At 72.7% G+C, this 23,785-nt stretch carries 13 protein-coding genes; 4 read left to right on the plus strand and 9 right to left on the minus strand.

The window, feature by feature from the left end; all coding sequences use genetic code 11:
• Nucleotides 1–21: 21 nt before the first annotated feature.
• The 9 genes from ACZ7CD_RS17985 to ACZ7CD_RS18025 all read right to left on the minus strand — a co-directional run bounded on the left by ACZ7CD_RS17985 (nt 22) and on the right by ACZ7CD_RS18025 (nt 18,946).
• Nucleotides 22–10,557: an SDR family NAD(P)-dependent oxidoreductase gene (locus ACZ7CD_RS17985; RefSeq protein ID WP_470379279.1), complete on the minus strand. Its 10,536-nt coding sequence runs from the start codon at nt 10,555–10,557 to the stop codon at nt 22–24.
• An 89-nt stretch (nt 10,558–10,646) separates the two neighbouring features.
• A complete protein-coding gene (locus ACZ7CD_RS17990; RefSeq protein WP_360398837.1) occupies nt 10,647–11,912 on the minus strand; it encodes a methylaspartate mutase in 1,266 nt (421 codons plus the stop codon).
• Nucleotides 11,909–12,391 carry a cobalamin B12-binding domain-containing protein gene (locus tag ACZ7CD_RS17995; RefSeq protein WP_470379280.1) on the minus strand — a complete coding sequence of 161 codons (483 nt, stop codon included), beginning with the start codon at nt 12,389–12,391 and terminating at the stop codon, nt 11,909–11,911. The genes ACZ7CD_RS17990 and ACZ7CD_RS17995 overlap by 4 nt, the downstream gene beginning before the upstream one ends.
• The gene (locus tag ACZ7CD_RS18000) at nt 12,391–13,623 is read right to left on the minus strand and encodes a type III PLP-dependent enzyme domain-containing protein (protein ID WP_360398843.1); all 1,233 of its coding nucleotides are present in this window, start codon (nt 13,621–13,623) and stop codon (nt 12,391–12,393) included. Before ACZ7CD_RS18000 ends, ACZ7CD_RS17995 begins: the two co-directional genes overlap by 1 nt.
• Nucleotides 13,620–15,146, minus strand: coding sequence for an AMP-binding protein (locus ACZ7CD_RS18005; protein ID WP_470368745.1), 1,527 nt, complete (start codon nt 15,144–15,146; stop codon nt 13,620–13,622). Before ACZ7CD_RS18005 ends, ACZ7CD_RS18000 begins: the two co-directional genes overlap by 4 nt.
• 32 nt (nt 15,147–15,178) lie before the next feature.
• Nucleotides 15,179–16,753, minus strand: coding sequence for an AMP-binding protein (locus ACZ7CD_RS18010; RefSeq protein WP_470379281.1), 1,575 nt, complete (start codon nt 16,751–16,753; stop codon nt 15,179–15,181).
• Between the two features lie 3 nt (nt 16,754–16,756).
• The gene (locus ACZ7CD_RS18015) at nt 16,757–17,008 is read right to left on the minus strand and encodes a phosphopantetheine-binding protein (protein WP_360398852.1); all 252 of its coding nucleotides are present in this window, start codon (nt 17,006–17,008) and stop codon (nt 16,757–16,759) included.
• 21 nt (nt 17,009–17,029) lie between these two features.
• Nucleotides 17,030–17,986: an ACP S-malonyltransferase gene (locus tag ACZ7CD_RS18020; protein ID WP_360398855.1), complete on the minus strand. Its 957-nt coding sequence runs from the start codon at nt 17,984–17,986 to the stop codon at nt 17,030–17,032.
• Nucleotides 17,987–17,989: 3 nt separating this feature from the next.
• Entirely contained in the window at nt 17,990–18,946 is a 957-nt protein-coding gene (locus ACZ7CD_RS18025; RefSeq protein WP_470379282.1) for a proline iminopeptidase-family hydrolase, read from the minus strand.
• Between the two features lie 314 nt (nt 18,947–19,260).
• Between ACZ7CD_RS18025 and ACZ7CD_RS18030 the strand changes: the two genes are divergently transcribed.
• The 4 genes from ACZ7CD_RS18030 to ACZ7CD_RS18045 form a co-directional block, all read left to right on the plus strand.
• Nucleotides 19,261–20,502, plus strand: coding sequence for a cytochrome P450 (locus ACZ7CD_RS18030; protein ID WP_360398861.1), 1,242 nt, complete (start codon nt 19,261–19,263; stop codon nt 20,500–20,502).
• A gap of 28 nt (nt 20,503–20,530) precedes the next feature.
• A complete protein-coding gene (locus tag ACZ7CD_RS18035; RefSeq protein WP_470368750.1) occupies nt 20,531–21,772 on the plus strand; it encodes a cytochrome P450 in 1,242 nt (413 codons plus the stop codon).
• Between the two features lie 23 nt (nt 21,773–21,795).
• Nucleotides 21,796–21,996 (plus strand): ferredoxin, encoded by a 201-nt coding sequence (locus tag ACZ7CD_RS18040; RefSeq protein ID WP_360398867.1) that lies wholly within the window; start codon nt 21,796–21,798, stop codon nt 21,994–21,996.
• 320 nt (nt 21,997–22,316) lie between these two features.
• Nucleotides 22,317–23,785 (plus strand): methylmalonyl-CoA mutase family protein (locus ACZ7CD_RS18045; protein WP_470379283.1); only part of this gene is annotated, 1,469 nt, incomplete at its 3' end.

Genomic DNA, 23,785 nt, shown 5'->3' on the forward strand with positions numbered 1-23,785 from the left:
CCGGGTGGCCGGGCGGGCGGCTCAGGTGCCGCTGCGGTTCAACGCGGCGCGCACGAGGTCGGCCACGTCCATGGACTTGATGTCGGTGCCGGGTTCGCCGTCCGCTGTCCGCGGCACCTGCGGTTCGGCCGGCGGTTCCGGGGCCAGGCGGCCGAGGAGGTAGCCGGCGAGTGCGGCGGGCGTCGCGTAGTCGAAGATCATCGTGGACGGCAGCCGCAGCCCGCTGACGGCGTTGAGCCGGTTGCGCAGCTCCACCGCGGCGAGCGAGTCGAACCCCAGCTCGGTGAACGCGCGCCGTGGTTCCACGTCGGCGGGCCCTGCGTGGCCGAGCACCCCGGCCACCTCGGTGCGGACGGCGGTGAGCACGACGTGCTCGTGGTCGGCCTTCGGCAGCCCGGCGAGCCGGTCGCCGAGGGTGCGGGCGTGCTGGGCGGGTGCCACGGCGACGCCGGCGAGCGTCCGCAGCGGCGCGGGCACCTCCTCGCCTCGCCGCCGCAGCGCCCGGAGGTCGAGCCGGACCGGCAGCACGGCGGGCAGGCCGGTCGTCACGGCGGCGTCGAAGAGGGCGAGCGCGTCGTCCGGTTCGAGCACGCCGACGCCGGAACGCTCGATCCGGGCGAGCTCGCCCTCGTCCAGCGACGCGCCCATGCCGCCGCCCGCCCACAGGCCCCACGCCATCGACGTCGCGGCGAGCCCGAGGTCCGCCCGGTGCGCGGCGAGCGCGTCGAGGAACGCGTTGGCCGCCGCGTAGTTGCCCTGGCCGGAGGCGTCGATGGTGCCCGCGGCCGACGAGAACAGCACGAAGTGCGCCAGCTCGCGGCCGAGGGTCAGCTCGTGCAGGTGCCAGGCGGCCTCGGCCTTCGGGCGCAGCACGGTGTCCACACGCGACGGTGTCAGCGCCGTGATGACGCCGTCGTCCAGCACACCGGCCGTGTGCACGACGCTGTCGACCGGTGTGAGCGCGAGCAACGCGGCGACGGCCGCGCGGTCGGCGACGTCGCAGGCGACGACCTCGGCCTTGGCGCCCAGCGCGCTCAGCTCGCCGAGCAGGTCGGCGGCACCCGGCGCGTCCGGCCCGCGCCTGCTCGTGAGAACGAGCCTTTCGACGTCGTTGCGCCGTGCGAGGTGCTTCGCGACGAGCGCGCCGAGCCCGCCCGTCCCTCCGGTGATGAGCACGGTGCCCCACGGGCGCTGCGCCGTGCGGTCCACCGCGTCCGGTGCGCGGACGAGACGCGGTGCGTGCACTTCGCCGTCCTTGAGGCGCACCTCCGGCTCACCGGTGTCGAGTGCCGCGCCGAGGGACGCGAGGTCCGGCCGGGCGTCTCCGAGGTCCACGAGCACCACGCGTCCGGGTTCCTCCGCGTACGCGGCACGGACGAGACCGCGCACCGCCGCGCCGGCGAGATCGTCGCGGGTCAGCACGACGAGCACCGCCTGCCGTTCGTCGGCGAGCCACGCCTGCACGACCCGCAGGGTCCCGGCGAGGGCTGACCGCACGGCGTCCGGCACAGCGGTGCCGTCCGGCACCGGTGCGGCGTACAGGACCGCGTCGGCGGTGCCCAGCGCGGCGGGCTCCGGTGCGACCGGGACGCCGAGTCCGAGGTCGTCGTCACCGAGCACCGCCCAGTTCCGGTGTGCCCGCACGACGGGCTTCGGCACCGGCTCGCCGGCCACGACGTACAGCTCCCGGGCCGGGACACCCAGCCGGTCGGCGGCGACGGGCCGCGTCACGTACGACGCCACGGTCGCCAGCGGTGCTCCGTCCTCTGTGGAGAGTTCGATCCGCAGGCCGCCGCCGGTGCCTGCGCGAGTCACGCGCACCCTGGCGGCGAGCGCGCCGGAGCCGTGCTGGGTGACCCCGGTCCACGCGAACGGCAGCTCGACCACGCCCGCGCCGGCATCGGCGGGTTCGTCTCGCGGGTCGAGCAGACCGGTGACGTGCAGCGCCGCGTCGAGCAACGCCGGGTGCAGGCCGTAGCGGGCGGCGTCGTGCCTGGCCTCCGCGGGCAGTTCCAGCTCCGCGAGCACGGTGTCCTCGCCGGCCCGCCACGCGGCGCGCACGGCGCGGAAGACGGGCCCGTAGTCGTAGCCCTCGGCGTGCATCCGCTCGTACAGGCCGCTGACGTCGAGCCCGGTCGCGCCCGGCGCGGGCCACTCGGCGACCGGCGCCTGACCGGACGCGTCCCCGACCACGTCGAGAACGCCCGTGGCGTGGCAGGTCCACTCGCCGGTCGCGTCGTCGGGCCGCGAGTGGATCTCGACGGTGCCGTCGGCGGCGGCCGAGACGTGCAGCCGCACGGCCGACTCCCCCGGCACGACGAGCGGCGACTGCAGGGTCAGCTCGGTGAGCGCGGGGCGGCCGGTGAGGCGGCCGGCGTGCAGGGCGAGGCCGACCAGCGCGGCACCGGGTACCAGCACGGTGCCGAGGACGGCGTGCTCGGCGAGCAGCGGGTGCGTGGCGAGCGAGACGCGTCCGGTGAGCAGCAGGCCGCCGTCACCTGGCAGGTCCACGGCCGCGCTGACCAGCGGGTGGTCCACTGAGGACAGTCCGTGCGCGGTGACGTCGCCACCGGTCGCGGCCAGCGGCAGCCAGTGGTGCCGGTGCTGGAACGGGTAGGTCGGCAGGTCCACGTGCGCGCCGGTGAAGTCGCCGTAGAGCTGACGCCAGTCGACGTCGAAGCCCCGCACGTGCACCTCGGCGAGCGAGGTCAGCAGCGCGCGCACCTCCCCGGTGTCCTTGCGCGCGGTGCACGCGAAGGCCGGTTCGGCATCGCCCTGGGCCTCGACGAGGCAGTCGGGTCCCATCGCGGTCAGCACGGGGGCGGCGCCGAGCTCCAGGAACGTGTCGACGCCGCGGTCGGCGAGCGCGCGCACGGCGTCGGCGAAGCGCACGGTCCCGCGCACGTGGTCCACCCAGTAGCCGGCCGAGCCGAGCTGGGCGGCGGTCGCGGGCTCGCCGGTGAGCGTGGACATGATCGGCACCGCGGGCTCGTGCGCGGTGAGCCCGGCCATGACCTCGCGGAAGCCGGCCAGCATCGGTTCCATGCGCGGCGAGTGGAAGGCGTGCGAGACCCGCAGCCGCCGGGTCGTGGCGAACCGCGCGGCGACCGCCTCCACGGCGTCCTCGTCACCGGACACCACGACCGCGCGGGGCCCGTTGACCGCGGCGATGCCGCACCGCTCGCCGAGGAGCGGGGTGACCTCCTCCTCGGTGGCCTGCACGGCGATCATGGCCCCGCCGGCGGGCAGGGCCTGCATCAGCTCGCCCCGCGCGGCGACCGCGGTCACCGCGTCGGACAGCGACCAGACACCCGCCACGTGCGCGGCGGCGAACTCGCCGATGGAGTGCCCCGCGAGCCACGCCGGACGCAGCCCCGCCGACTCGAGCACCCGGTAGAGGGCCACCTGCGTGGTGAACAGCGCGGCCTGCGTGTAGGCGGTCTGGTCGAGCAGCGCGGCCGCCTCGCCGTCGCCGAACAGCACGTCGGCGAGCGGGTGGCCGAGGTGACCGGCGAACTGCGCGGCGATGCGGTCGAAGTGCTCCGCGAAGACGGGGTGGGTGCGGTACCAGTCGCGTCCCATGCCCGGTCGCTGGGCACCCTGACCGGAGAACAGGAACGCCAGCGTGCCGTCGGTGACCGAACCGGTCACGACGAGCCCCGGCGCGTCGGCGGCCAGGGCGAGCGCGTCGAGGCCCGCCGTGACGTCGTCGGAGGAGTCCGCGCCGGCGAGGACGACGGCGCGCTCGTCGTGCGCCGCGCGCGTGGTGGCGAGGGCGAAGCCGAGGTCGGCGGGGGCGGTGGCGGACGCCGCGATGACCAGGTTGCGTGCCTGGTCGCGCAGCGCCGCGGTCGTCCGCGCCGAGACCGGCAGGGCGACGACCGGGGGCGCTTCTCCTCCGGCCACCGCCTCCTGCGCGCCGGGCTCCTCGATGATGACGTGGGCGTTCGTGCCGCTGATGCCGAAGGACGACACGGCGGCACGGCGCGGCCGGGCTCCGGGTTCCCACGGACGGGCCTCGGTGAGCAGCTCGACGGAGCCCGCCTCCCAGTCGACCTTCGAGGACGGCGCGTCGACGTGCAACGTCTTCGGGAGGACGCCGTGCCGCAGGGCCTCGACCATCTTGATGACACCCGCGACACCCGCCGCGGCCTGCGTGTGCCCGATGTTCGACTTGATCGAACCGAGCCACAGCGGTTCACCGCGGTCCTGACCGTAGGTCGCCAGCAACGCCTGCGCCTCGATCGGGTCACCGAGGGTCGTGCCGGTGCCGTGCGCCTCCACGGCGTCCACATCGGACGGTGCCAGGCCGGCCGCGGCGAGGGCCGCGCGGATGACCCGTTGCTGCGACGGGCCGTTCGGCGCCGTCAGCCCGTTCGACGCGCCGTCCTGGTTGATCGCGGAACCGCTCACCACGGCCAGCACCCGGTGCCCGTTGCGCCGCGCGTCGGAGAGCCGTTCGACGACGAGCACCCCGACGCCCTCGCCCCAGCCCGTGCCGTCCGCGCCGTCGGCGAACGACTTGCAGCGGCCGTCGGCGGCGAGCCCGCGCTGGCGGGAGAAGTCGATGAACGTGTCCGGTGTGGACATCACCGTGACGCCGCCGGCGAGGGCGAGGTCGCATTCGCCCTGCCGCAGCGCCTGAGCGGCGAGGTGCAACGTGACCAGGGACGAGGAGCACGCCGTGTCGACGGTGACCGCGGGACCCTCGAGACCGAGCGCGTACGCGACGCGGCCGGAGACGACACTGCCCAGGTTGCCGTTGCCCGCGTAGGCCGCGAGGTCCTCCGGCAGCTCGGGGAGCCAGGCACCGTAGTCGTGGTACATCACGCCCGCGTAGACGCCGGTCCGGCTGCCGCGCACGGTGGCGGGGTCGATCGACGCCCGTTCCAGCGCCTCCCAGGACACCTCCAGCAGCAACCGCTGCTGCGGGTCCATCGCGGTGGCCTCCCGCGGGCTGATGCCGAAGAAGCCGGCGTCGAACCGCGCGGCGTCGTGGAGGAACGCGCCTTCCCGCGTGTACGTGCGGCCGGGCGTGCCCGGCTCGGGGTCGTAGAGCGCGTCGGCGTCCCAGCCGCGGTCGGCGGGGAACCCGCCGACCGCGTCGACGCCGTCGGCGACCAGCCGCCACAGGTCCTCGGGCGAGGTGACACCGCCGGGATAGCGGCAGGCCGTGCCGACGATGACGATCGGATCGGTGGTGGTGCCGGGGTCGCGCACGACGACGGGAGCCACGGGCTCGGCGCTGCCGAACAGGCCCTCCTCGACGTGCTTGGCGAGCGCGCGCGGCGTCGGGTGGTCGAACACGAGGGTGGCGGTCAGCCGCAGCCCGGTCACCGCGTTGAGCCGGTTGCGCAGCTCGACGGCGGCGAGGGAGTCGAACCCGAGCTCGGTGAACGCGCGCGCCGGGTCGATGGCGGAGGCTCCGTCGTGGCGCAGCACGTCGGCCACCTCGGTGCGCACGAGGTCCAGCACCACGCGTTCGCGCTCGGCGACCGGAACGGTGGCGAACCGGCCTTCCTCGGTGGTCCGCGCACCGCTCGCGGCAGCACGGCGCACGGCGGGACGCACGAGCTCGCGCAACAGGTGCGGCACGCCGTCGGGACGGCGTCGCACGGCGGTCGCGTCCACCTCGACCGGCACCGCGGTGGACCGTCCTGATCGGACGGCGAGGTCGAACAGCCGCAGCGACCGTTCCGCCGGGAGTCCTGGCAGCCCGGCGGCGGCGATGCGGCGCAGCGCGGCGGCGTCGAGTGCGGCACCCATGCCGGTGCCCGTCGCCCACAGGCTCCAGGACAGCGCCGTGGCGGGCAGGCCGAGTGACGCGCGGTGCTCGGCGAGCGCGTCCAGGTAGGCGTTGGCGGCGGCGTAGTTGGCCTGGCCCGGCGCGTCGAGCACCGCGGCGAGCGAGGAGAACAGCACGAACCGCTTCAGCGGGCGGTCGAGCGTCAGCTCGTGCAACAGCCAGGCGCCGTGGGCCTTGGCGTGGAAGACCTCGTCGACCATCTCGTCGGTGAGCGAGCCGAGCAGGCCATCGCGGACGACTCCCGCCGCGTGCACCACCGAGTCGGCGGGGTGCTCCGCCAGCAACCGCGTGACGGCGTCGCGGTCGCCGATGTCGCAGGCCACCACGGTCACCTCGGCGTCCAGGTCCCCGACGAAGCCGGGCACCTCTCCGCGCCTGCCGGCCAGCACCAGGCGGCGGACGCCGTGCGCCTCGACCAGGTGCCGCGCCACGAGCGACCCGACCCCGCCGGTGCCACCGGTCACCAGCACGGTGCCCCAGTCGTCGGCGGCGGCTGCGGTGGCCGGGACCGAGACCGGAGCGGAGACCAGGCGCGGGACGAGGAACTGCCCGCCGGTCAGCGACAGCTCCGGCTCACCGCTGGCGAGGGCCTGGGCCAGTTCGGCCTCGGAAGGCTCGGCATCGTGCTCGACGAGCACGAAACGACCGGGGTTCTCGGCCTGCGCCGCGCGGACGAGCCCGCGGACCGCGGCGTGCGCGGGGCTCGCGGGCGGCGTCACCACGACGAGCGGTGCGGTCGTGCTGTCGTCTTCCAGCCACGTGCGCACCAGGCGCAGTGCCGTGCCGGCGTGCTCGCGGGCGTCCCGCGCGTCCGCGCTCGCGGCACCGCCGAAGCGGTGCACGACAGTGCCCTGTGGAACTGCGGTGGGTGCCGGGGCACGGTGTGGCACCCACCGCACAGCGTGCAGGACCTCCTGGTCCTGCACGAGCCGGGAAACCAGTCCGCCGATGTCGGCCACCGGCGCACCGGTGACGTCGGCGAGCCGGAGTGAGATGCCGCCTCCTTCGCCGCGCGTGATCGCGACGCGCACGGCGGTCGCGCCGGTGGCGTGCAGCGTGACGCCGGTCCAGGCGAACGGCACGCTCACCTCCGACGGAGGCGCGTCCAGGTCCGCCGCGTGCAACGCCGCGTCGAGCAACGCGGGGTGCAGGCCGAACGCACCCGCGCTCTCCGCGATCCCCTCCGGCAACGCGACCTCGGCGTACACGGTCCCGCCCTGCCGCCACGCGGCGCGAAGACCCCGGAACGCCGGCCCGTAGCCGTACCCCTCGTCGGCCAGGCGCTCGTAGAGGTCGTTCGTGTCCACCGGGTCGGCACCCGGCGGCGGCCACTCGCCGAACGGCGCGGGATCGGCGGCGTCGGCCGGGGCGAGGACACCCGCGGCGTGCTCGGTCCACGGGCCCGCCTGGTCGGCGCGGCTGTGGACGGTGACCGGGCGACGACCGTCCTCGTCCGCCACGCCGACCGCCACCTGGACGGAGACCTCCTCGTCGCCACCGAGGACGAGCGGTGCGCTCAGGGTCAGTTCCTCCAGCTGCAGCGGCGGGCCGGCGGGTACGTGGTCGGCGGCGCGCAGAGCGAGCTCCACGAACGCCGTGCCGGGGAACAGCACCCTGCCGCCGATGACGTGATCGGCGAGCCACGGCTGGGTGCGCGTGGAGATCCGTCCGGTCAGCACCGCGGCGTCCGCGCCCACGCCGGCGACAGCGGCGAGCAGCGGGTGATCGGCGGGCAGCTGTCCGAGCGCGCCGGCGCCGGCGGACGTGCCCTGGTCGAGCCAGAAGCGCCGCCGCTGGAACGGGTACTGGGGCAACTGGACCGGAGTGCCGCCGGACCCGGCGAAGTGCCGCCGCCAGTCGACGGGGACGCCGCGCGAGTGCACGGCCGCGAGCCCCGACATGGCCTCGTGCGCTTCGGGCCGGTCCCGGCGCAGCGCCGCGATGAAGGCCACTCCGCCGGCGTCCACGCACTCCGGCCCCATCGCCGACAGCGTGGCGCCCGGTCCGAGCTCGAGGAACGTGCGCACGCCCGTGTCGGCGAGCAGCCGCAGCGCGTCGTGGAAACGCACCTGTGCGCGGACGTGGTCGACCCAGTACTCCGGATCGCACATTTCGCCCGACACCGGCTGCCCGGTCACGGTCGACACGATCGGCAGGCGCGGCTCGCGGAAGTCGAGCACGCGCACGACGCGGCGGAACTCGTCGAGCATCGGCTCCATGAGCGGCGAGTGGAAGGCGTGGCTCACGCGCAGACGCCGGGTGTCGCGACCACGTGACGACAGCTCCGCGGCGATCCGCTCGACGTCGCCGAGCTCGCCCGACACCACGACCGACTCGGGGCCGTTGACGGCGGCGATCCCGGTTCCCGCGGTCAGCAGAGGGGTCACTTCGGCCTCGGACGCGCGAACGGCGAGCATCGCGCCCCCGGCGGGCAGCCGCTGCATGAGCCGGCCGCGCGCGGCGACGAGGATCGTCGCGTCCTGCAGCGTCAGCACGCCCGCGACGTGCGCGGCCGCGATCTCGCCGACGGAGTGGCCCGCGAGGTGGTCCGGCGTGAGGCCCCAGCTCTCGAACAGCCGGTACAGCGCGACCTCGACGGCGAACAGCGCGGGCTGCGCGTACTCCGTCGTGTCCAGCAGGGCGGCGTCGGCACTGCCCGGCTCGGCGAACATCAGCTCGTCGAGCCGGCGCGGCAGCTGGAGGTCGAAGTGGGCACAGGTCGCGGCGAGCGAGTCCGCGAAGACGGGATAGGCGGCCGCCAGCTCGCGGCCCATCCCCGCGCGCTGGCTGCCCTGCCCGGCGAACAGGAACGCGATCTCGCCCGGCACCCGCTGCGGCACCGCGGTGGCACCGTTCGCGAGTCCTTCCAGGGCAGCGCGCAGCTCGTCCCGGCCGGTCGCGACGAGCACCGCCGAGTCGCGCAGCGCGGCACGCGTGGTGCCGAGCGCCTGTGCCAGCTCCACCGGTTCGACGGTGTCGACGAGGGGCAGCAGGTCACGGGCACGCGCGCGGAGCGCGTCCTCGCCGCGCGCGGACAGCGGGAACGCCAGCGGGCGCCCGCCGGCCGGGCTCGGCGCGGAGGTGTCCGGTTCCTGCTCGGGGCGTTCGAGGATGACGTGCGCGTTGGTGCCGCTGACGCCGAAGGACGACACGGCGGCGCGGCGCGGGCGGCCCGTCTCCGGCCACGGACGGGACTCGACGGTCAGCTCGACCTGGCCGGAGGACCAGTCGACGTGCGGCGTCGGTTCGTCGACGTGCAGCGTCGCGGGAACCTCGCCGTGCTGCATCGCGAGCACGGCCTTGATCACCCCGGCAACGCCGGCGGCGGCCTGGGTGTGCCCGAGGTTGGACTTCACCGACCCGAGCAGCAGGGGCCTCGCGCGGTCGCGTCCGTAGGTGGCCAGCAGCGCCGTCGCCTCGATCGGGTCGCCGAGCCGGGTACCGGTGCCGTGCGCCTCGACGACGTCGACGTCCGCCGGCGTGAGTCCCGCTGACGCGAGCGCACTGCGGATGACCCGCTGCTGCGCGGTGCCGTTGGGCGCGGTGAGGCCGTTGGACGCGCCGTCGGAGTTCACCGCGGAGCCGCGCACCACGGCGAGCACCCGGTGGCCGTTCTTCCGCGCGTCCGACAGCCGCTCCAGGACCAGGACGCCCACGCCTTCGGCGAAACCGGTGCCGTCCGCGGCCGCGGCGAAGGGTTTGCAGACCCCGTCCGGTGCGAGGCCGCGCTGCCTGCTGAACGCGGTGAAGACACCCGGTCCACCGAGCACGGCCACACCACCGGCGAGCGCGAGCGTCGTTTCCCCCGCGCGCAACGAGCGGCACGCCAGGTGCAGCGAGACGAGTCCCGCGGAGCACGCCGTGTCCACGGTGAGCGCGGGACCTTCCACACCGAGCACGTACGCGACCCGGCCGGACACGACGCTGGAGGCGTTGCCCGCCAACAGGTACGCGTCCATGCCGTCGGGTGCCTCGTGCAGGTGCGGGCCGTAGTCCAGCATCTCCGCACCGACGAAGACACCGGTCGCCGTGCCGCGCAACGCGGTGGGGTCGATCCCGGCGTTCTCGAGCGCGTGCCAGGTGGTCTCGAGCACGAGCCGCTGCTGCGGGTCCATGCCCAGCGCCTCGCGCGGGCTGATGCCGAAGAACTCGGCGTCGAAGTCGGTCGCGGTGCCGAGGAACCCGCCCTTGCGCACGTAGGCGCTGCCCGGCGTCTCGGGATCGTCGTCGAACAGGGCGCCGAGGTCCCAGCCGCGGTCGGAGGGGAAGTCGGACAGCACGGTGCCGCCCTCGGCGAGCAGCTGCCACAACGCCGCCGGATCGTCGATGCCGCCGGGGAAGCGGCAGCCGATGCCCACGATCGCGACCGGCTCGTCGTCGACGGCGGCGGGGGTGGTGGGTGCGGCGGGCACGTCCGCGGCGTCGTCGGTTCCGTCGGCCGCGCGCAGCAGCCGGTCCACCAGCTCCGGCAGCGTCGGGCAGTCGTAGGCGAGGCTCACCGGCAGGGGAATCCCGGTGCGCTCGGTGAGGACGTGGTGCAGGTGGACGGCGGCCAGCGAGTCGAGCCCCTGCGCCGCGAAGGACTGCTCGGCGTCGAGCGCGGCGCCGGCGGCCGCTGCGTCCGGCCGCGCCTGCGCGATGGCCTCCGCCACGGCGGCGCGCACCAACTCGGTGACCACCCGGCGGCGTCCGCCCGGCGCGGCCTGCGCCAGCCGTGTCGCCAGTGCTGATTCGGCTACGAGCCCGTTCATCCGCGCATCTCCCGACTGACCGGCGCGATCTCTGGTCCTTGCTTGGAACGTAACGAGAGCAGGAGGAGGGACCCCACCCTTAAAAGCCCCTAAGACACACCGGCGGCGGCCATGCCGTCGTAGCTGCGGCGCACGAAGGACAGCGACCGCAGCAGTTCCGACGACGTGAGTCCGCGCGCCGCGCGGCTCTCGGCGATACCGCGCAACGGCATCCGCCCGATCCGCGACCAGCGCAGGCTGCCATCGGTGTCGATGTAGCTCCTGCTCTCCCCCGCGTTGTCCGGGTGCAGGCAGTACGGCACGTCGAGCAGGCCCGTCGCGAACGCCGTCAGGAACGCCTGGCCGAGGTCGTCGTTCAACGCCAGCACGGCCTCCACCAGTGCGCGGGCTTCGGCGTGGACGGCGTTGCCCTCCAGCGGGGCCGGCGCGTACGGCGTGCGGGCGGCGACGTCGGAGGCCAGCTCCAGGGCGGCCACGTTCTCCTCGATCGACGGGATGCGTTGCGACTCCGCGACCGTCTTGACGATGATCCGCTCCGACCCCGTGCGCGACGCCAGCCCTGCCGCCGCGCCGAGCAACGCACGCGCGCCGTCCTCGGTCTCCGGGAACACTCCCATGTAGGCGTAGATGACGACGTGCCAGTCGACGTCCGGCAGGAGCATCGAGCACAGCGCGCGCAACGCGGCGACGGCTTCGGCGTCCTGCGCCTCGTTCGTCTGCTGCGCATAGCTGACCGAGATGCTGCGTATGCCCAGCCGCCGGAAGAACACCGCTTCCAGCACGCTGATCGCGACGAGCAGGCTCGGCGGGCACAGCTGCCCGAGCATGCACCCGCCGAACGTCTCGAGGTGCGGTTCCACGCCCGGCCCGCGCGCGGCCGCCATCAGCTCGGACGCCGCCGTCCAGTGCGCCACGGACTCCCGCAGCGACACCCGCCCGTAGGGCAGGCAGTAGGAGATCGGCCCGCCCTCCGAAGCGTCCAGCCCGACCTCGAGCAGAGCGCGGATGATGTCCTCCGGTGCCGCCGAACCGTGCCGCACCTGGACCGGGAAGTCCGGTCCGCACACGCCGTCGAGCACCGCCTCGGTGGTACGGCGCTCGTGGCTCACGATCGGGTAGCCGTTGAGCGCGGCCCCTTCGAGCAGGGCCAGGCGGGCCGACTCCAGATCACCGACGCGCGTGTAGCTGTCGATGGTCAGGGTGCCGACCGTGGTCGCGTCGGCCTTCCTGGTGGCCCGCAGGCCCGCGCGCATCCGCTCGGGATCGCTCATCCCCATGCGCGGTTGCACGACGAGCCTGCCGCGCTCGTGCGCCTCGCGGACGAAGGCGCCGAAACCGGTTCTCGCGCGGGTCATACCCGCAGCCGCTGGGGCAGTTCGAACAGCAGGCGGCTGAACTCGTCGATGCCCCCGCTGTCCACGCCGTCGGCGAACACCGCGTCGTAGCCCGCCGCCTTCAGCTCGGCGACCTGTTCCGCGGACGAGCTGCCGGTGATGCCGAGCTTGCCCCCGATCACCGCGGGGACGTCGGCGAGCTCCTGCCGCGCGCGCAGTCGTGTGACCATCCGGATGCCGTCGTGGAAGCCGTGGCCGTTGACGCTGCTCACGACCACGAGCGCGGGCTGCTCCGCCACCGCCTCTTCGACGAGCAGGTCCTCCGGCACGCACGGGCCGAGGTTGACCACCCGCCTGCCGTGCTCCTCGATCAGCAGCTGCAGGTAGACGAGGTTCCAGGTGTGCGAGTCCGACGTACCGCCCGCCACGAGCACGGGCTGGTCGCCCGCGTCGCCGGGAAGGAGATCGAGGTTGTCGCGCCGCGGCGAAGAAATGGTCATCAGAGTGCCTCTCCGTGTTCATATGCTCGTGAGTGCTCGATGCGGGAGGCGGAGACGACATCGGCACCGCGGACGACGACTTCGGTGGGCGCGGGCCTGCCGAGGAACATCAGCAGGCTCGCGGTCGGGCCGTAGGACCCGGCGTTGGGCACGGTCAGCAGTTCACCGGGCTCCAGGTCGGGCAGCCGGACCCCCCTGCCGAGCAGGTCGCCGGGGGTGCACAGCGGACCGGCGAGGTGCGCGCCGGCGCCCTCGGCGACGGCCTCGTGCGGCTCGACGGAGATCGGCATGATCCGTCCGAGCCCGGACATGCCGCCGAAGGTGTTGATCCCCGCGTCGAGGACCAGGTAGCGCTGTCCCCTGCTGTGCTTGACGTTGACGACCGAGGTCAGCAGCGTGCCGCTGTCCGCGACGAGGTACCGGCCCGACTCGCAGGCGATCCGCGGCGCGCCGTCCCGCCAGCCGGGGAAGTGCTCGTCGAGCGCCTCCGACATGGCCTTGCCCAGGTACTCGTAGACAGGGCGGTGGCCCTGCACGGCGTACGGCGCGGCGAAACCACCGCCGATGTCGACCAAGCGGAACCGGACACCGAGAACGTCCTGCAGCCGTGCGGCGCTGGTGATGGTGTGCTGGAACTCCGCGATGAGGCTGTCCTCGTCCTGGGTGTTGCTCAACGGGAAGAAGTGCAGCCCGGCGATGGTCGTCCCCGGCACCTCGCGCAGAGCCGGGGCGAGGTCGGCCAGCGTCTCGCTGTCGAACCCGAACTGCGACGGCACACCGGTCATCCGGATGCTCGTCGCCGCGGCCCCCGTGGCGTTGTTGACGCGCAGGAGGCAGTCCGCGGTCGTGCCCGCCTCCAGCGCCACCGCGCCGACGCGGCGCAGGTCCCCGATCGACTCGACCGAGAACAGCCGCACGCCGTGCGCGATCGCCGTGGCGAGTTCGCCCGCCGTCTTGCCGGGGCCGGTGTAGAGGACCTCGTCACCGCGGAAACCGGCGCGCAGCACCGCGTCCAGCTCGCCGGTCGAGCTGATCTCCGCGCGGACGCCGCGTTCGCCGGAACGCAGCTCGCGCAGCAGCTCGGGGTGGGGGTTGGCCTTCGCCGCGTAGTACAGCACCACCTGCTCGGGCAACGCCGCGAGCAGGTCGTCCCTGGCCGCCACGACGCGGTCGAGGTCGTAGACGAAGGCAGGCGTGCCGAAGCGGTCCGCGATCTCCCGGTAGCCGGTCACGGTGCGACTCCTTCCAGGAGCTTGGTGAGGCGGGCCCTGTCGTACTTGCCGTGCTGGGTCAGCGGCAGTTCTTCGACGATCCTCGCCACCGAGGGCACCTTCGCGGGTTCGAGCCGGCGCGCGAGCTCCCGCAGCAGTGCGTGCGGTTCGATGTCGCCCTCCACGAACACGGCGAGCGCACGGCCGTCCTCGGGCGGCACCGCGGCTGCCGCGCGCACACCGGGCACGTCGGCGGCCGCGGCCTCCAGCTCGGTCGTGCTCATGCGCACGCCCTTGTGCTTGAACATGTCGTCGCGGCGGCCCTCGTAGTAGAGGAACCCGTCCTCGTCCACACGGCCGAAATCACCGGTGTGCAACCGAAGCCCGCCATCGGACCCGACGCGGAAGGAACGCGCGGTCTGCTCGGGGGCGCGCCAGTAGCCCGGCATCACGTGCGGTCCTTCGACCACGATCTCCCCGATCTCTCCCGGCGGCAACGGCTCACCGTGCTCGTCCACGACGAAGGCGCGGGTGCCGGGCAGTGGCCTGCCCACCGAGTCCGGCTTGCTGCCGGCGAGCTCCGGCGGCAGCACGGACACCCGCTTGCACTCGGTCTGTCCGAACTGGATGATCACCTCGGCGCCGGGGAAGGCCGCGCGCAACGCGTCGGCGGTGGGCTTCGGCAGCGCGGCACCGGTGTTGGTGAACATCCGCACCCGCGCACCCTCCGGGACACCGCGCTCCGCGAGCGTGCTGATCATGGTGGCCAGCGAGGGCACGATCGGCACGACGGTCGCGCCGGTGTCCACGATCCGGCTCAGCAGCAGCAGGTCCGACTCGCCGTCGGCGAGCACCAGCTCGCTGTGGCCGGCTGCGGTGAGCAGCACCTTGTAGAGCCCGTAGTCCCAGGAGATGGGGAACCGGCAGAAGACCACGTCGTCGGGCCGGTAGCCGAGCTCGGCGTTGATCGCCCCGGTGACGAACACCATCTGCCGGTGCGGGCAGATCACCGCCTTGGGCGCCGCGGTCGAGCCCGAGGTGTAGACGAGCACGGCGACGTCGTCGGGGTGCACGTCGGTGCCGGCGCCCCGCGCCTTCATCCGGTACAGGTCCTCGATCTCGGCCCACACACCGGAGAAGCCGCGCACGGCCACGCCGCCGGAGAACGCGGCGACGCGGTCCACCGCCTCGTCGGGCACGATGATGAGCGCCGGTTCGGCGTTCTGCACCACCGCGCGGAGGTGGAAGTCCTTCATCCCGGTGTTGACCGGCACCAGCACCGCGCCGCAGCGCGACGTGCCGTACAGCAGGGCCGCCAGTTCGCGGTTGCTCGGCAGCTGGACCAGCACGCGGTCGCCGCGGCCGATGCCGGAGAGGGCCAGCCAGGCGTCGACGGCGTGGCTGTGGCCGGCCAGCTCCCGGTAGGTCCACCGGCCGGCGGAGTCGCTGATCGCGAAGGAGTCGGGGTGGCCGGCGAGGGCTTCGTCGAGCAGGTCGTGGACCAGGGCGCCGGTGCGGGCCCCGGTGGTCTGGGTGGAGTTCACTTGTGGCTCGGGCCTTTCGTGCTGGTTCCCGGTCACCGGCCGCCGCGAGGGCGGGGCCGGCCTCTGACCGCGGCCCCGCTCGCCTCGGAGGTGAGCTTCGAGCGGTCGATCTTGCGGTTGCTGTTCAACGGGAACGCGTCGATGTGGTAGTAGGCCCGCGGCACGACGCCGGAGGGCAGCCGGTCGCGCAGGTGCCGCGCGAGCCGCGCGGGCGAGAGCGGTTCCCCGGTGTGGAACACGGCCAGCTCGACCGTGCCCTCCATCTCCAGCGCCACCGTGACGGCCTGGTCGACGCCTTCGCAGTCCCGGACCGCCGCGTCCACCTCGGCCAGTTCGACGCGGATGCCGTGCACCTGCACCTGGGAGTCCCTGCGGCCCAGGTACAGCAGCCCCGCGCCGTCGGTGGCGAGCCGCACGCGGTCGCCGGTGCGGTAGAAGCGCTTTCCCTCGTGCACCAGGAAGCGGTTCACGTCGTCGGCCGGGTCGAGGTAGCCCGCGGTCAGCTGCGGGCCCGCGACGCACAGCTCGCCCTCCCCGGTCCGGCTCGGCCTGCCGTTGTCGTCCAGCAGCACCAGGTCGTGACCTTCGTGGAGCTCGCCGATGGGCACGACGTGGTGCCGCCGTTCCTCGTCGCACCAGCGGTAGGCGCTGACGGTGATCGTCAGCTCGGTGGGCCCGTAGAGGTTCTCCACGGTGGACCTGGACGCGGCCTGCGCCCAGTCGGCGGCGTCGACGTCGTGCAGCGCCTCACCGGCGAAGAAGCTCCACCGCAGGGTGCTGAGGGACCCCGCCTGGAGACCGCCGGTCTTGCGCACCAGGGAGATCGCGCTCGGCGTGGAGAACCACACCGTGATGCCGTGCTCGCTCAAGAACTCGGGGAGCCGCGCGTAGGCTTGGGGCGGCAGCGGAACCACCGGCGCGCCCGCACCCCAGGCGCAGAACAGGTCGAACATCGCGCAGTCGAAGTTGAGGTCGAAGGTCTGCGAGAAGACGTCCTCGGGACCGAAGTCGTAGCGCTTGTCCTGCAAGGCGAAGTAGTGCGCCGTGTTGGCATGCGTGACCGGGACGCCCTTGGGACGTCCCGTGGACCCCGAGGTGAACAGCACGTACGCGACGTCGTGCGGACGTGTCGGCATCGGGGCCGTCAACGCGCTGCCGGGGTCGATCCGCAGACCCGGCGCCGGGTGGCCGCCCGGCGCGAACAACGTCGGCAGCTCGACCCCCTCGTCCGCCAGCGCGCGCAGCGCGGGCAGGGAGTCGTCGTCGGCGAGAAGTGCCTGCACACCGGCCGCCTCGATCATCTGCCGGGTGCGCGCCGCGGGGAACGCGGGCTGCAGCGGCACCACGGTCAGTCCACTGTAGAACCCCGCGAGCAGGGTCGCGTAGGCCGAGGTTCCCTTGCCCACCAGCACCCCGAGCGTCCGGGTGTCCTCGGCGAGGCCGGCGAGTGCGGAGCCGGCGAGCAGCAGTGCCCGCTCGTGCAGCTCGCGGAAGGTCGTCACGCCCCCGTCCGCGCGCACGGCCGGCCGCTCCGGTGACAGGGCGAGGCCGCGGGAGAACCGTCCCGCCAGGGTGCTGTCGGTGATCTGGACCAGGTTCGCCGTCATGGCTCAGCGCGCCGCGTGGTCGAGTGTGCGCTCCACGGTCGACCACAGCATGCCCGCCGTGCGGAAGGTCTCCATGCTCAGCGCGCTGTCGTCGAAGCGGACGCGGTAGGCGTTCTCCAGAACGCTGAGCAGGTGCACCGCGTTCAGCGAGTCGAGGCCGAGCTCCTTGAGGTCGGCCTCCGGTGCCAGGTCCTCGGTGTCGGGAAGGAACGGCAGAAAGCCGCGGACCAGGTCCTCGAAGTCATCGTTCCACATGGTTTCCTCCATCTGTCTGGCTCAGGCCGCGAGCACGCGGCGCCGGGGTGTCATCGCGAGCCGCGGCTGGGCGGCGACGACGTCGAACCGCTCCGCCGCGCACGGAACGCGGCCGAACAGGCTGTCCGGCCCGGCGACGCACAGCCGCCGCACGCCGGAGTCGCGCAGCGCGTCCGTCACGCTCGGCCAGTTCATCGGGTGGTCGAACCCGTCGAGCAGCATCGTGCGCAGCTGCTCACCGGTGTGCAGCAGCGAGCCGTCCTGGTCGGCCACGACGGGCAGCGAGGGGTCGGCGAACCGGTAGCGCGAGACGACCTCGCGCTCGGCCTTGTCGCGCAGCCCGCGGAAGAGTGAGGCGTGCATCGGCGGCCGCATCGTGTACAGCGGCATCCCGCCGATCCCGCGCACCCGTGCCGCCAGCCACTCGACCTCGCTCTCCGCGATCGACACCATGAAGAACCCGTCGTCGACGTAGCAGGAGATCTCGTGCCACTCGCCGCGTTCGGTGAGCTCGGCGAAGATCGGCTCGATCTTCGCCATGGGGGCGCGGACGAAGGACAGCGTGACGACATCGGTGTGCTCCTCGGCGAAGTACTCGTCGAGGCACCGGGCGATGTCGGCGGTGAGCCGCACCGCGTCAGGCAGTTCGAGCACGCCGGTGTAGGCGAGCACCGCCTTCTCGCCGAAGCTGGGTCCCGTCACCACGTCCGGTGTCACGCCGAGGTCCGCCTCTGCCCACCGCGCGCAGGCGAGGCAGTTCACGAAGAACGCCACCTGCGCGGCCTCGGTGTAGTCGCCGGGGTCCTCGCGCAGCGAGTCCACCAGCGAGTAGCCGAGCACGTCGTCGGCCACGGCGACCAGTTCCCGCGCGAACGGGTTGGCCACCATGAACCGGCCGATGTCGCGGAACGGCACCGGTCCCATGCCGGGGAAGACCATCGCCGTGGTGAACCCACCGCCGCCACTGGGCGCGCCCACCGTTCAGAGCCCCTTGAGGAAGTCGACGAGCACCTCGTGGAAGAGCTCGGGCTCTTCGAGGTGCGGAAGGTGCGCGGAGTTCTCGAAGATCTCCCAGCGCGCGCCCTTGACGTGCTCCTCGTAGGGCCGCATCACGGTCGGCGTCGCCTCGTCGTAGCGGCCGCTGAGCAGCAGCGTCGGGGTGTCGATCGCGGGGAGGTCGTCGATGACCGAGAAGTCCTTGAGCGAGCCGATCACGTGGAACTCGTTCGGCCCGTTCATCGCGTAGTAGACGGTGGGGTCGTTGTAGATCTCCATGTACGAGGAGACGAAGTCGCGCGGCCACGGCCGGGCGCGGCAGACGTGCCGGTCGTAGAAGACCCGCATCGCGGCGAGGTACTCCCGGTCGTCGTAGGTGCCGGCCGCCTCGTGGCGGAGCAACGCTTCCTGGGTCTCCCTCGGCAGGTCGGCGCGCAGGCGCGCCATCTCCTGCAACCAGATCGGGTACGAGGCCGGCGCGTTGGCCACCACCAGCCCGCGCAGCCCTGCCGGGCCGGCCGCGGCGTGCTTCGCGCACAGCGGACCGCCCCACGACTGTCCGAAGAGGACGTAGTTGTCGGCGATCCCGAGTCCGGTCAGCAGGTTGTCCAGCTCCTCCAGGAAGAGCTCGACCGTCCAGAACGCCGGATCGGCGTCGGGCAGGTGCGTCGACCCGCCGTTGCCGAGCTGGTCGTAGTGCACCACCGGCCAGCCGTCGTCCGCGAGCCGCGCCAGCGGCAGCAGGTAGTCGTGCGTGCTGCCCGGTCCACCGTGGACCGCGACCACGGCCGGCCGGTCGCCGCCGAGCTCACCGGTCACGCGGTACCAGGTCCGGTAGTCGCGGAAGGCCACCGTTCCCTTGGTGCTGGCCAAGGGGACACGGGTTCCGAACGGCACGAAGACCACCTCCTCGGGCAGCACTCGCTGGAACGGCAGCGGCACCGGCAAAATGGCGCGCTGACCGTTGGGGACCGAACTTCCAGCCGAAAGCTATCGCCGACCCCGACCCCTAAAAGCCCCTACGCGGCGGGGCCGGGTTCCGGTGCTCCGTGAGGTGCGTCCCCTGTGTGGTTCGCTTCAGAAATGAGAACGCTCACAACGGAAAGCCCGCACGGCACAACCGAAAGCGTCTCACTACGGACAGCGGTTTCTAGGGGCGATTAGGGGTGGGAGCGCTCTCCCCCTCTCCCTAGGTTGCGGACAGTGGCGTGCACCGCTGCCATCCCGTCCGTCTACCCCAGCGACGAGGACTGCCCATGGCTACCCCCGACTCCCCCTCCGCACCGGTCGGCGACTCCGATCTCCCGGACTTCCCGATGCGCAGGGCCTGTCCGTTCAGCCCGCCCGCCGAGTACGCGCGACTGCGCGAGACCGAGCCCGTCTCCAAGGCGAAGCTGAAGGTCAACGGCAAGCACACCTGGCTGGTGACCCGCCACGACCTGTACAAGAAGCTGCTGTCGGACTCGAGGGTGAGCTCGAACCTCAAGCTGCCCGGCTACCCGCTCCAGGTCCCGGTGCCCGACGAGATCCTCCAGCAGGTCCCGCACACCTTCCTGTCGCTGGACCCGCCGGAGCACTCCGTGCAGCGGCGCATGCTCACGCCGGAGTTCAGCGTGCGCAGGATGCGCCAGCTGCGCACCCGCGTGCAGGAGATCGTCGACGAGCGGGTGGACGAGCTGCTGGCCAAGGCGGGCGACGGCCCGGTGGACCTGGTGTCCGTGCTCGCGCTGCCGGTGCCCTCGCTGGTGATCTGCGAACTGCTCGGCGTGCCCTACGCCGACCACGGTCGCTTCGAGGCCTGGGCGTGGGCGATCATGAGCCACGAGCTGAGCGAGGAGGAACGCGGCCGCGCGCACTACGAGCTGGACCGCTACGTCGACGAGCTGGTCACGCTCAAGGAGTCGGAGCCGGGCGACGACATGATCAGCCGGCTGATCGCGTTCAACCGGGAGACCCCGTCGGTCACGCACTCCGAGCTCTCCAGCATGGCCAAGGTCATGCTGATCACCGGGCACGAGACGACGGCCAACATGATCGCCCTCGGCGTGCTCGCCCTGCTGGAGCACCCCGACCAGCTCGCCGCACTGCGCGCCGAGCCGGAGCTGATGACGACCGCGGTGGAAGAGCTGCTGCGGTACTTCTCCATCTCCGACGCGGGTACCGCGCGCGTGGCGATGGAGGACATCGAGCTCGGCGGGGTCACCATCCGCGCCGGTGAGGGCATCCTGCCGCTCAACCACGCCGCGAACCGCGACGTGAACGTCTTCGAGGACCCCGACAGGCTGGACGTGCGGCGCGAAGCGCGCAGCCACGTCGCCTTCGGCTACGGGGTGCACCAGTGCGTCGGGCAGAACCTCGCCCGCATGGAGCTGGAGATCGTGTACTCGACGCTGCTGCGCCGCGTGCCGGGGTTGCGCCTCGCCGCACCGCTGGAAGAACTGCGCTTCAAGGACGACGCCATCGTCTACGGCGTCTACGAGCTGCCCGTCCACTGCTGAGACCGCCCACGCCTTCCGAGAGGCAGTCATGACCGAATCGCTCCAGTCCCCCGGCACCGTCGGCGCAGAGCCAGAGCTGCCGCAGTTCCCGATGCGCCGCGAATGCCCGTTCAAGGAGCCGGCTGCCTACTCGGAGCTGCGGGAACGTGAACCCGTCTCACGGGCGACGGTGAAGGTCACCGGACGACCCGCGTGGTTGGTCACCCGGCACGCCGACGTCAAGCAGGTCCTCGGCGACCCGCGCGTCAGCTCGAACCTCAAGCTGCCCGGCTACCCGCACCAGTTCCACATCCCACCGGAGCTGCTGGCACAGGTGCGGCTGATGATGCTGTCGATGGACCCGCCGGACCACACCGCGCAGCGACGGATGCTCATCCCCGAGTTCACCGCCCGGCGCGTCCGCGAGATGCGCCCGCGCATCCAGCAGATCGTGGACGAGCGGATCGACGCGATGCTCGCGGCAGGCGGTCCCGCGGACCTGGTCACGGCACTCGCGCTGCCGGTGCCGTCACTGGTGATCTGCGAACTGCTCGGCGTGCCCTACGCCGACCACGCGCAGTTCGAGGAGTGGTCGGCGGCCATGATGAACCACGAACTGAGCCCGGCCGAGTACGGCGCGGCCGTGCAGGCGCTGGACGCCTACCTCGACGGGCTGGTCACCGCCAAGGAGAAGGAGCCCGGCGACGACCTGATCAGCCGGTTCCTGGAGAAGAACCGGGTGGAGCAGGTCGCCGACCACCTCGACGTGGTCACGATGGCCCGGCTGATGCTCGTCGGCGGGCACGAGACGACGGCGAACATGATCTCCCTGGGCGTGCTGGCGCTGCTGGAGCACCCCGGGCTGTCCGAGGAGCTGCGCGCCGACCCGTCCCTGCTGCCCGGCGCGATCGAGGAGCTGCTGCGCACGTTCTCGATCTCCGACTCCGGCACCGCCAGGGTCGCGCTGGAGGACATCGAGGTCGGCGGCGTGACCATCCCGGCCGGCGACGGCGTCCTCGCCCTGAACGGCGCGGCGAACCACGACGCGTCGGTGTTCCCCGACCCCGGCGTGATCGACCTCCACCGCAAGGAGGCCCGCAGCCACCTGGCCTTCGGTTTCGGCATCCACCAGTGCATCGGCGCCAACCTCGCCCGCGTCGAGCTCGAGGTCGTCTACGGAACGCTGCTCCAGCGGATCCCCGGGCTGAAACTGGCCGTACCCGCCGACCAGCTGCGCTACAAGGACGACGCGATGGTCTACGGCGTCTACGAACTTCCCGTCACCTGGTGAGGAACGGCAAGAGGAGCACCCTGATGCACGTCACCACCGACAGTGCCCGCTGCGTGGGCGCGGGTCAGTGCGCCATGGTCAGCCCCGAGGTGTTCGACCAGGACGACAACGGTCTGGTCGTCGTGCTCCAGGACCACCCCGCCGAGGACCTGCACGACTCGGTCCACCAGGCGGCGGACCTGTGTCCGGCGCGCACGATCGTCCTGAACACCGCGAGCGTCTGAAGTCTGGCGGCCGAGCGCTGTTCGAGTGGTTGCCCCAGCCACTCGAACGGCCGGTTGCACGGTTCCCGCGCTCCTGCCCGCACCGGAGGCGGTGACCACCCCGCCGCCGCTCACCTGCAGGTGTGGCGCGGCGGCTTTGTGCATCGCGGCGAACGTGCGTTCATTGAGTCCACAATGGACATACGGACGTGATCTCGGCAAAAGCCGTGGGGACTCGGTTCTCCTGCACCGCACGCCGCTCGCGCTGACCGGCCCCGGCACCCCCTAAGCGTTGTGGGATAGGGGTTGTCGAAGCCCGTAGTCGTGGAAAGACTCGACACATGATGGAGCTGGCAGCAGAGTTCCCAGCAGCGTCGTACGGACAGTGGCGCGATCTGGTCGACGCCGTGCTCCGCAAGTCGGGAGCGGACTTCGACTCACTGATCACCCGCACGCCCGACGGCATCGACGTTCAGCCTCTCTACACCGACGCACCGGCGAGCTTTCCCTGCCTGGCACCGGTGAAGCAGGGCTGGGACATCCGCCAGCGGCACTCCGTGCCGGACCCGATCGCCGTGCTGAACGACCTCGAGGGCGGCGTCACGTCGTTGTGGCTGTCCGTACCGGCCGATTCCCTCGAGACCGTGCTGGCGGACGTCCACCTGGACCTGGCGCCGATCGTGCTGGACGGCTCGCCGGAGGTGGCCGTCGCCATGCTGCGGCTGTGGGGCCGGATCGCTCCGGAGTCCGTCCGCGGAAACCTCGCGCTCAGGCCGACCGGCGACGCACTCGACTTGATCACGCGGGTTTCCCGCACGTTCCCCGGCCTGCGGACGGTCGTGGTGGACGCGTTGCCGTTCCACGACGCGGGCGGGTCGGACTCGGAGGAGCTGGGTGCGTCGCTGGCCTTGGCCGTGTCGTACCTGCGTGCTCTGGTTTCCGGTGGTCTGTCGGTCGAGTCGGCGTTCGCGCAGCTGGAGTTCCGCTTCGCGGCCACGGCGGACCAGTTCGCGACGATCGCGAAGCTGCGTGCGGCGCGCCGGTTGTGGGCGCGGGTGGCCGAGGTGTCGGGCGTGGACGTGCCGCAGGTGCAGCACGCGGTGACGTCGTCGGCGATGATGACGCGCCGCGATCCGTGGGTGAACATGCTGCGCACCACCGTCGCCACCCTGGCCGCCGGTCTGGGCGGTGCCGATGCGGTGACGGTGCAGCCGTTCGACGCGGCGATCGGGCTGCCGGACGAGTTCGCGCGCCGGATCGCGCGCAACACGCAGAACCTGCTGCTGGAGGAGTCGCACCTCGGCGCGGTGATCGACCCGGCGGCGGGGTCCTGGTACGTGGAGCAGCTGACCGAGTCGCTTGCCGTGGCGGCGTGGACGTGGTTCCAGGAGCTCGAACGCGCCGGCGGTATCGGTGAGGCGGGGGAACTGGTCGCGTCGCGGATCGCCGCCACGTGGGAGGCGCGGTCAGCTCGGCTCGCGAACCGGTGCGACCCGATCACGGGCGTCAGCGAGTTCCCGAACCTGGCCGAGAAGCCCGTGGTCCGCGAACCGGCGCCGCTGCCGGACGGTGAGTTGCCGCGGGTGCGTTATGCACAGGCCTTCGAGGAGCTGCGCGACCTCGCCGACGCTCAGCCCGAACGCCCCGTGGTCTTCCTCGCCACCCTCGGCCCGATCGCCGCCCACACCGCCAGGGCCATCTTCGCCGCCAACCTCTTCAACGCCGGCGGTTTCGCCACCCCCGACGCGGGTCCGACCACCACGCCGGACGAGGTCGCAGACAGGTTCACAGCCTCCGGTGCCAGGATCGC

The sequence above is a fragment of the Lentzea sp. NPDC036949 genome (assembly GCF_055608075.1).